The organism is Luteimonas flava (genome assembly GCF_036584485.1).
Lineage (GTDB): Bacteria > Pseudomonadota > Gammaproteobacteria > Xanthomonadales > Xanthomonadaceae > Luteimonas > Luteimonas flava.
The window spans coordinates 860,865-872,502 of the sequence record NZ_JAZHBM010000002.1; the positions used below are offsets into that span (position 1 = coordinate 860,865).

The 11,638-nt window shown below is 59.5% G+C and carries 7 protein-coding genes; 5 read left to right on the forward strand and 2 right to left on the reverse strand.

Translation table 11 applies throughout. From position 1 onward, the window contains the following. Positions 1-6: 6 nt before the first annotated feature. Positions 7-1,512: a DNA cytosine methyltransferase gene (locus tag V3391_RS10915; protein ID WP_332078434.1), complete on the reverse strand. Its 1,506-nt coding sequence runs from the start codon at positions 1,510-1,512 to the stop codon at positions 7-9. A gap of 244 nt (positions 1,513-1,756) precedes the next feature. Between V3391_RS10915 and V3391_RS10920 the strand changes: the two genes are divergently transcribed. Genes V3391_RS10920 through V3391_RS10940 form a run of 5 tightly spaced genes read left to right on the forward strand, consistent with a single transcriptional unit; the run spans position 1,757 to position 9,934 of the window. Next, positions 1,757-3,250 carry an ATP-binding protein gene (locus V3391_RS10920; RefSeq protein WP_332078435.1) on the forward strand — a complete coding sequence of 498 codons (1,494 nt, stop codon included), beginning with the start codon at positions 1,757-1,759 and terminating at the stop codon, positions 3,248-3,250. Between the two features lie 14 nt (positions 3,251-3,264). Beyond that, a complete protein-coding gene (locus V3391_RS10925; RefSeq protein WP_332078436.1) occupies positions 3,265-5,961 on the forward strand; it encodes a Z1 domain-containing protein in 2,697 nt (898 codons plus the stop codon). Continuing rightward, positions 5,954-6,904, forward strand: coding sequence for a PD-(D/E)XK motif protein (locus V3391_RS10930; protein ID WP_332078437.1), 951 nt, complete (start codon positions 5,954-5,956; stop codon positions 6,902-6,904). Before V3391_RS10925 ends, V3391_RS10930 begins: the two co-directional genes overlap by 8 nt. A gap of 2 nt (positions 6,905-6,906) precedes the next feature. After that, positions 6,907-8,952 carry an AIPR family protein gene (locus V3391_RS10935; protein ID WP_332078438.1) on the forward strand — a complete coding sequence of 682 codons (2,046 nt, stop codon included), beginning with the start codon at positions 6,907-6,909 and terminating at the stop codon, positions 8,950-8,952. A gap of 55 nt (positions 8,953-9,007) precedes the next feature. Next, a complete protein-coding gene (locus tag V3391_RS10940) occupies positions 9,008-9,934 on the forward strand; it encodes a hypothetical protein (protein ID WP_332078439.1) in 927 nt (308 codons plus the stop codon). Between the two features lie 585 nt (positions 9,935-10,519). On the opposite strand, the gene V3391_RS10945 is transcribed toward V3391_RS10940, so the two are convergent. Next, entirely contained in the window at positions 10,520-11,620 is a 1,101-nt protein-coding gene (locus tag V3391_RS10945) for a response regulator (protein ID WP_332078440.1), read from the reverse strand. Positions 11,621-11,638 lie beyond the last annotated feature (18 nt).

An 11,638-nucleotide genomic window follows, 5' to 3' on the forward strand; every position in this document is an offset into this window, starting at 1 on the left:
CGCTGCTCACGACAGTGCCTTGTGAACAACACTTGCGATCTGATATCCCAGCCATGGAGGCACGGCGTTACCGACCTGCCGCCGCTGGCTACCTGCCGGTCCCTCGAAGATGTAGTTGTCGGGGAAGGTCTGGAGGCGAGCTGCCTCGCGCACAGTGAGGCTCCGCAGCTGGAGCGCATCGGGATGGATGTAATAATGCCCATCCTTGGCGATGTGACTGGTCACCGTCGATGACGGTGCGTCGCTGCGCTGGACCTTAAACCGATCTACGAAGCGGTTGTTCTCGAACCAGCTGCGATGCATTGGGTGCAATTGGCTGGGGAACTCTTCACAGCCTCGCGGTGAGCGTCCGTTCTCTGCAGTAAACGCGGCCGCAAATCCATAGCGCATCAGATCGCTGGCCATGTGCCCACGCGCCTGGTGGTTGATCACGCCATTGAGGCGTGGATCCCTGATGAACTTGTCCAGGTGCGCCGGCATCTTGCAGTTCGTCTTCCCTTCCATCCAGCGTTCGCCTGGTCCAATGTCATCGCCTTCCAGCGCTTCGTCGGCGAGCTGCCTCAAACGCTCGGCCGTAGGCTTGTGGAGCGAGCGGGAGTAGCTCGCACAGTTGCGCAGCAACTTGTGCGAGAACTTCGGCCAAGAAGTAAAGGATGTATCGGTCAGATTGCTTCTCAAACGCGGCAAACCGTTGGTCATGTCGGCAACCGTATAGCGTTCCTGCTGCGGCTGAAGCGCCGAAATTGGATGCGCAGCACCGTCGAGAACGCCGATGAGGATGACGCGATGCCGCGCCTGCGGCAGTCCGAGAGCTTCCGCATGAACAACGAAATCACGCGGCTGCCAATTGCTGCTTTCGTCGAGCGATTGGACAAGAGGCTCTATGTGATAGCGGGGACCGCGGGGGCCGCCCGGCCGCTGCAAGCCTTCAAACATCTCGCTAAAAACGCTTTGGCCTGCCAGCTTGGAGGACAGCATGCCCTTCACATTTTCCAGCACGAAAACGGCAGGACGAAATTTGGCGAGGATGGTCAGGTAATGCTGGTAGAGGTAGTGCCGTTCATCGTCTTCGGGCACATATCCCGTCTTCCCCCGGTTGCGCGCCCGCCCAATGAGGGAAAAAGCTTGGCAGGGCGGGCCGCCTACGAGCACCCATGGCGTATTGCGGCGGCCGGCTTCGGCGGAAACACGCCGGATGCGTCCTCGCAAGGCCTCATCATGCGAGAGGTCGCCCAGCCGCAGCTGCATGACCTCATCACAGGCTGTCTCCCACTGGTGCCGAGTGGCTGGGGTCCAGGGCTCTGGAATCTGGCCAGCCGCGTATTGGTAGTAGCTCTGCGGCACTTCTGCGGGCTGGAACTGGCGATAGAAGGCCCGGGTGCGCAAAGTTTGCGCAGCGTGGGCGTCCATCTCCGCTGACGCCATGATCTCGAACGCCCCGGGTCTGGAGCGATGTCCGAAGGCGGCAAAGCCCTCTCCAAGGCCACCGGCACCCGCGAAGATGTCTACCACGGGAATTGCAGGCACGGAATAGGTCCAGTTTCAAGCGTCCTGGGCACAAAAGATCGCAGGCCCGAAGGGCCCGTGTCAAAATCTCCTGCGTGCCACAAAGGACCAAGTTAGCGTGTAGGTTACGGAGGGCAGTCTACGACAAGCAGCCTGGATCAGTTGGCCCCCGCAGCTGATCCTTGGAGCAACAGACACTTACATTCCTGTGGTCAAGCGGGAATCAGATGGAACGAGGCGGGTGGGGACTATGGAAGGCAGTGAACTGACGCTGCGGCCGAGCGCAGCAAGGTTGCTGGAGTCAATGCGGGACATCGGCTACTCCTTCGAGAGTGCTTTGGCTGATATCGTCGACAATTGCATCTCAGCAGCCGCGACTGAGATCCGGATCCTCAACGATCTCGATCCGGATGGAAGCCCGTTTCTCGCAATTGTGGACAACGGCCGAGGCATGAGGCCGGCTGAACTGACTGCCGCCATGCGCCATGGCAGTCGTAGCCCGCGCGAGATCCGTGAGGCTGGCGATCTGGGCCGCTTCGGCCTAGGCATGAAGACTGCCTCGTTCTCTCAGTGCCGACGCCTGACGGTGGCCTCACGAGTGGACGGTGTCTGGGCGGCTCGCCGCTGGGACCTCGATCGGGTTATAGAGACCGACGATTGGTTGCTCCAGTGCCTCGGGGATGCCGAGATCGCTGCGCTACCGATGATCGACCAGATGGCAGGCGATGGGACTCTCGTGCTCTGGCAGAAGCTCGATCGTCTCGACGCCGTAGGCTCTCGGCCCGAGCACGCATATGCGGCTCTCAACGAAATGTTCGCTACTGCACAGCGGCATCTTGCCCTGACTTTCCATCGCTTCATTGCGCCCGAGCCCCGCGACGGAGTGTCTCCTGTGCGGATGACGGTGAACGGAGCGCCGGTCGACGCCCTTGATCCATTCGCCCGTCTTGGAGAGCCCCAGTCGGAGGCGCACGAGGTCGAAATTCTGAGCCACGGCGGAAGCGATGTCGTAGTTCAGGCATTCACGCTTCCACATCAGAAGCGATTGACCTTGACGCAGCTCGCCGACCTTGAACTTGGTGAGAGCCTGGTCCAGACACAGGGGCTCTATGTCTACCGGGCGCGTCGTTTGATTGCCGGGGGCACCTGGCTTGGACTGGCCCGAAAGGCCGAACTTACAAAGCTGCTGCGAGTGCGAGTTGATGTGCCGACTTCGCTTGATGCCCAATGGAGCATCGATGTGCGCAAGTCACGCGTGCGCACGCCTTCTGTCATCCGTGAACGACTGCGTCCACTTATCCGGCGCATGACCGAAGCAGCGAAGAGACCCTACACCTATCGTGGCACACGGGACGCGGCGCCAGCAGGGCTGCCAATGTGGGCGCGCGTAGAGGAGCGCGGTGCTGTGCGTTACGAAGTGCGCCGCGAGCATCCGCTCGTTGATGCGTTGCAGAAGGCGGCTGGCACGCGTGCCAGCATTGAGCCGCTTCTCATCGCAATCGAAGCCACGCTGCCGCTCGAATCCCTTTTCGCCGATGTAGCTGGCAGTCCAGAAACGGTGCGCCAGCAGGATATGGACGCCAGCGAGCTTGAACAGCTTCTTGCGGCCTTTGTCGAGGCCATGACGCCTGGACAGGACACTCTGCCAGCAACCGTCGCAGAAGCAATTCTCGCCACCCCGATCTTTACGGCACAATCCACCGCGCGCACCGTTCTTGAGCAACTGCGACGCATTGAGACCTGACACAAGGACGATCCATGCCTCACGAGCAGCTTCTTGGCCTTGCACGCACCGCCATGGCGCAGCAAGCCGCGCAGACCCCGGAACAAATTGAAGATCGTGTGCGCGAGCTGGCCGCGCTTCCGTTTCTGAGCCCACCACCCACACAAAATGACATTCGCGAGTCCGCGCAGCAGATCGAGCGCGAGTTCAAGGTTGTGCTCGGGAGCTCGCATACGATCCAGGCCACCGGCCACCGGCCTTGGCTGCGTGCACGAAAGCACGAGATCGAGTTTCGCTACTGGGACCGCTACCGCCGTTACCTGATTGCCGAGGGCTTGGGCGAGCCGGTGGTCAACAAGGTCAGCGAGATTACAGACACGATCGTGGACCTGGCAGGCGACCCGAAGATCGAAGGGGCGTGGTCGCGACGCGGTCTTGTCGTCGGACATGTGCAAAGTGGGAAGACCGCGAATTACCTGGGCGTCATCAACAAGGCGGCGGACGCCGGTTACCGCGTCGTCATCCTGATTGCGGGCGTGCACAACAACCTGCGCTCGCAGACACAGGAGCGGGTCGACTTTGGGTTCGTGGGGCGCGACAGCGATCAGCTCCTGTCCAAGCAGGCTAACGCAGCCAAGGTGGGCGTCGGTGGCCTCGCTCCGGGCTTTACTGCGACCGCCTACACGAGCCGGGCGACAGATTTCAGCAGGCCGCGAGCTGAAGGTCTGGGCATCCCGATCCAGAACAGCCGTGAGCCGGTCATCCTCGTTATCAAGAAGAACCCCGCGATCCTGCGGAACCTCATCGACTGGATCCGCGGGACCAGCGCCGAAAGCGGAGGGCTGACACTGCCGATGCTCGTTATCGATGACGAGGCCGACAACGCATCCGTCAACACCTCAAAGGATCCCGAGGCACCGAGGACCATCAATCGCCTGATCCGGGAACTGTTGAACCTCTCTGCCCGAAATGCCTACATTGGCTACACGGCTACGCCGTTCGCCAACATTTTCATTGACCCTGATCAAGAGACCGATGGCCAAGGGAAAGATCTTTTTCCCCGCGACTTTATCGTTGGGCTTGATGCTCCTTCGAACTATGTTGGCGCGCACGACTACTTTCTGTCCGACGACGCGGACTGGTTAACAGTTGACCTTGAAGGAACCGAAGACTGGCTTCCGACGACACACAAGATCACCTGGACCGTCGAAGGGTTGCACGAAACCCTCATCGAAGCGGTCGACTGCTTCGTGCTTTCTAAAGCTATCCGGATCCTCCGTGGTCAGGGAGCCAAGCATCACTCCATGCTGGTCAATGTTTCGCGCTTCACCTGCGTCCAAGGCGATGTTGCTCGCGAGATTGATCAGCATCTGACCGGCATGAAGGCAGCGATCCAGAACCGTTATGCATTGCCGGTTGAGGTTGCGTTGCGGGATCCGTCCATGCATTCCTTGCACACGACATGGCAAAAGCATTATGCCCATGCCGATGAAGAGTGGGATGCCATTCAGAGCGAACTGCATCGAGCCGCCGCCAGCATGTCCGTGGTGCAGGTCAACGCCTCGAAACAGTCCGGCAAACTGGATTACAGAGCCCATGCCGAAACGGGTCTCAATGTCATAGCGGTAGGTGGCAACTCGCTCTCCCGGGGCTTTACCCTAGAGGGGTTGACGGTCAGCTATCTCCTCCGCAACACCCAGATGTATGACACGCTTTTGCAGATGGGTCGGTGGTTTGGCTACCGCGACGGCTTCAGGGATCTCTGCCGATTGTTCCTGCGAGAGGACGCCAGTGACTGGTATGGCTTTATCGCGGGCGCAACTGATGAACTCCGAGACGAGATCCGGCGAATGGAGCTCAATGGCCTGACGCCAATGGATTTTGGATTTGCGGTGCGTAGTCATCCCGGCACCCTGATGATCACAGCCAAGGACAAGATGCGCACCGCGAAAGAAATGGTGCGACAGGTGGGGCTCGCCAACTCGATGGTCGAAACATCGGTGCTGCTGTCGGCCGAGCCATCACGCACTGGCAATGTGGCTGCGTTGGAAAGGGTTGTGAAGGTGGCGCAGAGCCTTGGTCCGTCCGAGGCGACAGGAGAGGAACGAGTTCTCCCAACTCAGATCTTCCGTTCCATCCCGACCGAGCATGTGCTCGATTTCATCGCGTCGTTCGGGGTGCATCCGGGTTTGCTTGAGATGCAGGCCTCACCGCTTTCGGACTACATCCGCAAGCGCGGCTTCGCAGAGTGGGATATCGCGCTTTACTCAAGCAGTCGAGCAACTGGTGATGATGTCCTAGATGTTCATGGAATAGCAGTTGGCGCGCAGAAGCGCTTTGTGCATGACCGGAAAAACGCGCTTCTGGTGTCCGGAACAAAGCGTCGTGTGGCGTCCAGAGCCGCTGAGAGGGTCGGACTGACTCCGCTTCAGGTCGGAGAGGCAATCAAGGCTCACGGCTCCGACACAAATGTTCCTGATAAGGCATACCGTGCACAGCGTTCGCGGCCCCTTCTGATGTTGCACCTGCTGCGCGTCAACCATCGAGATCCAGACACCAAGGCCGAGACGCCTGGGGCGATCCACGCTGCCTATGGTCTGAGTTTTCCCGATCTTCCTTCCGGCCAGAAGGAAGAGCTGGTGACCTACGCAGCAAATTTGGTCGCTTACCGCGAGCTGTTCGGCAACAGCGTGGACGAGGATGACGACGAGGAGGCGCCAGCCGATGCATGAGGATCCTTGGGCTCGTATCGAGCCTGCCGATCATCTGGTTGGCCATCGCATTGCCGAGGATCATCCACTGGCCGTCTATTGGACACGCCGACATGATGGCGCGAGAGGAGTTCTGTTCAAGCATGCCCATGCGGAGCAGTTGCCAACCGAGCGACCTCTGCTGGAGGGCATTGTGGTCGAGATGGGGGACGCGCCGCCGCTGTCAGTAGCGCTCTATCTCAGCGACGATACGCACCATGAAGTTTTCGATCTGATGTGCAGGGACATCATTGAGGCATCCAGCCGTGCGATAGACACGGCGCAGGCTACCGCAGCGATCTTTCGTCGCCTCGATCACTGGCAGGCAATGCTCGCCGAGGGGCGAAGCAATGATCTGACTGCGCAGCAGGTTCGGGGTCTCATGGGAGAATTGTGGTTCCTAGACCAGATCGCGGCGCGTCGCGGCGTAGCTGCTGGTATCAGTGCTTACGTTGCCCCCGACGATCATCCACAGGACTTTGCACTTCCTCTTGGGCTCGTCGAGGTCAAGACTAGACTTGCGGGCAGCCGCCAGCAGGTGTCGATCTCCTCGCTCGACCAGCTGGAAGCGGCAGACATCCCGCTGGTTCTCCTTGTCGTCGAACTTATACCTGACATTGAGGGCGCGTCCCTCAATGATGTGGTGGACGGGCTCAATGGTCAATCCAACGAGGCTGGTGCTGCTTGGGAAGCGCGGCTTCGCATGTCATTGCTGCGGCGGGACTACACACGCTCCGACCGCTACGACGGACAGCGCTACCGCATTGGCACCGTGCGCGCATTCAATGTCGAGCCGCAGTTTCCTCGCCTCGTGCGTTCGGCAACCGACATGCGCGTGCTTGGAGCCACCTACTTGCTCGATTTGACAGGGCTTGGCGATTTCGAGGTCGAGCCTTATTCCACCATCGCGACACTGTTGGGTTAGGCATGGACGAGGACACCCTGCGCTATCGCGAAACACTTCTTGGCGAGATCCACGCTGAAGGACTGGCGGAGGGCGACTACAGTCGAACCCGCTTTATTGACCGAGCCTGCTCGCTTCTCGAAAGCGCCGAGGAACTCACCGAGTATCACCTCTGCCGAGCGCATACCGTCAGTGCGAAGGGTGGGCTCGTGCAAGTCGATGCCTACTCGTTCTCGCCTTCAGACGGTGTGGTGAACCTGATCATCGCAGAATGGTCGGGCGTCGACTTTCCCGAACCGATCATGACGGAGGAGGCGCGTCGACTTGTCCAAGGTGCTTACAGGTTCCTGGAAGGCAGCGTGCACGATCGGCTCTCAGACCGCTGGGATGAGAGCAGCGATGCCCATTCCTTCTCGCGTGAGCTCTTTGCTTTCGCTACCGGCGAAGAGTTCTCAAAGGTCTACATCTATCTTGTGTCTGACCGTCCGCTGGGTGCGCAGACCTCAAAGACATTCGATCTGCGCTTGGGCACAGCCGAGATCGAGGTGCAGCTCTGGGACATCACGCGCATGGCGCGCGTCGAGGCATCCAGCAAGGGCCGTGAGGACATACGCATCGATTTCCTGTCGGAGTATGGGCGCGGTGTGCCGGCGCTTGCCGCTGGATCGGATCCGGATGGGCGCTACACCTCCTACATGTGTGTGATCCCTGGCGGCGTGCTTGCAGGGCTCTACGACCGTTTTGGTGGGCGCATCCTTGAACAGAATGTGCGGGCATTCCTAGGTGAGGGGCGCAAGGTCAACAAGGGGATCAGGGAGACCCTGCGCACCCAGCCAGAAATGTTCTTCGCCTTCAACAACGGTTTGACGGCGACCGCTGCCGAAATCGAGCTTGCACGCACCGAAGATGGCGCCACAGAAATTGTGGCTGCGACAGGGCTGCAGGTGGTCAATGGCGGGCAGACGACCGCGTCGCTCTTCTGGGCACACAAGGCGGGGGTGGACCTGTCGAAGGTGCAGGTCCAGATGAAGCTGTCGCGGCTGGCAGAGGAGGGATTTGACGACGCCGTCCATAACATCGCGCGCTACGCCAACGCGCAGAATGCGGTTTCGGCATCCGACCTCTTTGCTGGCCATCCATATTTCAAGCGCCTCGAAACACAGTCACGCGAGACGCTGGCCACGGGCGGGGCTAGCGGACTGGGAGGCTACTGGTATTTCGAGCGCACCACGGGCGGTTACAGGGTTGAGCAGCGCCGCCGCACCGGAACCGCCCTAAAGGTCTGGCAGACGCTCAATCCGAAGTCCCAGCTGCTTACCAAAACGGATGTCGCTCGCTACGAAATGACCTTTGCGTGTCAGCCGCACTTGGTCAGCGCGGGCGCCCAGAAGAACATCGCTGCGTTTGGCAAGACAATCACGCAGTTATGGGACCAGAACCCCGAGAATTTTGATGCCGGCTACTTTCGGCGCATCGTGGGCCGCGCCATCCTCACTCGCGCTCTCGATGCACTGATCCCGAAGCAGCCATGGTATGGCGGGTCGATCCTGCGACCACTGTCGACCTACACACTGGCCTTGATGAGCCGGCGGATGCGTGAGCTCAGTATGGAGCCCGACTATGAGGCGATCTGGCGATCGCAGCGCGCAGCCCCCGAGTTCATGGATGAGGCGCTGCGCTTGGCCGAGCTCGTGCAACCGTTACTACAGGACATACCCCCCGAGCAGGTGCGCAACCGCCTCATCACGGAGTGGGTGAAGCGCGAAAGCTGTTGGACGCGTGTTGAGGCATCGCCCTTGCAGCTCGATATCGCGTTCGTCCGCACGCTGCTGTCTGCGGCGGCGCCAGAAAAGGGGGCGGCGCCTTGGCATATCCGTGCGCAGCAACTCTGGCGCGAAGGCAAATGGAAGAAGCTCCGCGCGTGGAACGAGGTCGAGCAGGTGCTGACGCCTGACGAGGCTGATCTGGTGAACTGGGCGTCGGTCGCAACACCTTTTTCGCCAAAGGGCTTCAAGCTGACGAAGTTGCGAGAGGGCTACGAGCGGGCACTGATCAACGGATTCGCCTAAGAATGCGGGCATCGGCAAATACAGGGGAATTTGGCTCAGACATGGTTGAAGCAGAATGAGTGATCATGAAGTCGATGACACCCCTTGGGAGGTATCGGTCTTCGCTGCGCTTCTGAACATGCGGTGGGCTCATTATGTCCAAGCAGATCGCCTGCCGGACGCCATGAACGCGCTGGATGGTCCCGCAGAGACAGCATTGGCCGATGTCATCCTGAAGCATGACGATCGCCTCTTCCTTCTGGAGCTGAAGGCTACATGGGAGCGTGCGGCGTCCGAGACGAAGAAGCCAATCTTCAGGCGATACAAGGCGTTGCACAGCCGCGCACAGATGCAGTCAGACTCGACAGAGTTCGATGAGCTCATGCTGTGGTCAGTTCGCTGCCATCATTTGGTTTACTGGGAAGATGGTGCCTTGCTAGGCGACGGGTCGGTTCGTGGTTCGATTTCATTCAGTCCATATGCGCTTTGCGTCCTAGATCGGGTCATAGGCTCGCGGTGTTTACGCATCGACTTCCGTAAGCGGCATTCCCTTGCCCTAAAAAGGCAGGGTGGTGCATCAGTCATTGAAGCCGCAGAAATACAGGCGCTATTTAATCAATCGGCGAAAGCGGTGTCAGGAAATCTGCTGACTGGCGCACATCCCGTTTTCTCAGAGCTTGGCCTCAGTCAGGTCGAGTTTCTGAAATTCGTCCAGTGCCTTCGAGGCAGCGAGGGGCAGGGCAATATTGCCTTGAAGTTGATCGCATTTAGCCCTCGGTCGGGATTTGTCAGGCGGATATGCTCTCTTGATGAGGCCGTCGCTCTTGGCGTTGATTGGGCGAATGACACAGCTTCCGCGAAGCCAGTTCAAGTGCGGGGTGATCACAGGACCGGCAAGGCACGCAAAGTCGGCGAGCAGTTGCTCATATGCTCTGCCTCAACCCAGTCGCTGGCGCGGGGATTGAAAGGCCCAGGTGGCAAGAGGAACGGCGACGGAAAATAGCGCTCAGCTTTCTGCAGCAGCTTCCACTCGATCCCTTGCGAATTGCAATCGTTCTTGGACCCAGCGATCGACCGCTTGATCCGCGGTAAGTGCCGCATCTTCCCAGCTCTGGCTCTGCAGTGCCCGCATGTATGCAACCGTCCATATGTCGAACGGAACGCATCTATGAGTTTCCTTGATAAGCTGGTTATCGATCATGCTGCCAAGCTAGTAGATCTCTGTCGTCTGTCAAATGGCCTAGCCATCAGCCTGAAGAGTCTTCAGTTGCTGATCAAAGGAGCTACTGCTGTTTGCACGCTGAGGCCCTCGATGCCAAGGGGTTGAGCAGATCGTTGAGGTAGACCTCTCGCGTTACTCGTCTCACACGCAATCTGCAGTCACGCTGGGTCTGCGCATTCATTGCATCCCAGTTGCCGGATGCCATCTTCCGCACCGAGCCCAGGCTCGCGGTGTGGTTAGATCGGGCGAACACTGACCACATGAATTTCTCGGGCGGCGAGAGCTGTAGCAGGGCGCGGTGCTCACCTCGATGTCGGAGCTGCGATCAGCTCGTTGCCATAGACGCTCCATGCTCAATTACCTGCTTCAGGGTGCGGCGGCAGCGCCTGCCGTGCGAGCGGCTGGTCGGCAAAGATCGATCAAGAGCCTTGCGTTGAGGTCGGGCTGGCCGATGCGTCCAATGTATGCGGAGTGCCGCTGAACGAGATTGGCAATGAACTGCGGCGCCACGGTTGCTATCCGCTGCTTCAGCAGTTCGGCCACCTTGCTGCTGTCGATGACACGAAGCTCGCGGAAATCCACTAGCCACGGGCCGCGTGTCTCAAGCGGTGGCATGAAGTGCGTCGCAATAGCATGGCCTTGCGTTGCGTGTTTCCCGATATCGTCCTCGGCCCTCTCCTTGGCCTTGCTGGAACCGCCTAGATCTCCTTGCCATTGAGCCCATGCCTCACATGGGGCACACACCGCAAACACGATCTTCGTCGGCAACTTGTTGGCTAGGTTGCAGCGAGGCGTCAGCACGATCAGCGTTTCCTCTTCGTGCGTAAGGATGTCGCCTGTCTCCAGCCGATCCGCGTATAGCGCCGGAACGACATAGAATTCGTCGGGATGGTGCGCTGGCGCCTGTGACAGTGCATCGGCGACATGTGCCACGGTCTGGCGGGTAATAATTCCCTTGATCAGCTCCCGATCCTCCCGCGTCGCCCAGCGTTCTTCCCACCGCGGCCAGATCGAACGGTTGAAGAGAAGCGATGTCTCCTGCGCCACCTTGCACCGCATCTGATCCATCGCGTCCATTAGGCCAGCCTGCTTTTCAAAGTCCTCAAGGATGGCTGTGGAGGCTCCTCCTTCTTTGCGTGCAACCTTGATGTTGGATGCTTTGACCTCATCGCTGACCTCACTTTCGTAGCCGCTATAAACCCAAGCCGGAATGCCTAGATTGCTCAGCACACCGTGGAGCACATCGTTCCCGACAGGCACTCCGGTGCCGTGTTCTTCGGGGCTGTTGGGTAGGCGCAGGTCGACGACCGCGCAGTCGAAGCGCTGTCGCGCAAGCTTCTCCAACGCCTCCTGCTTGCTCCTTGCATATGATTGTGTGAACGCGAACGCCTTGTTCGCGCGCCGGTTGAAATCCTGGATATCGCGGTCCCAGCTTTCGATGGCCAGCGCTTCGTCCTCGACGATCAAGATATGGCAGGTGTCCAA

Bases quoted from the DNA above. Each gene is read 5' to 3' on its own strand.
- V3391_RS10920 (WP_332078435.1), top strand. From the start codon at position 1,757: ATGGAAGGCAGTGAACTGACGCTGCGGCCGAGCGCAGCAAGGTTGCTG.
- V3391_RS10925 (WP_332078436.1), top strand. From the start codon at position 3,265: ATGCCTCACGAGCAGCTTCTTGGCCTTGCACGCACCGCCATGGCGCAG.
- V3391_RS10930 (WP_332078437.1), top strand. From the start codon at position 5,954: ATGCATGAGGATCCTTGGGCTCGTATCGAGCCTGCCGATCATCTGGTT.
- V3391_RS10935 (WP_332078438.1), top strand. From the start codon at position 6,907: ATGGACGAGGACACCCTGCGCTATCGCGAAACACTTCTTGGCGAGATC.
- V3391_RS10940 (WP_332078439.1), top strand. From the start codon at position 9,008: ATGAGTGATCATGAAGTCGATGACACCCCTTGGGAGGTATCGGTCTTC.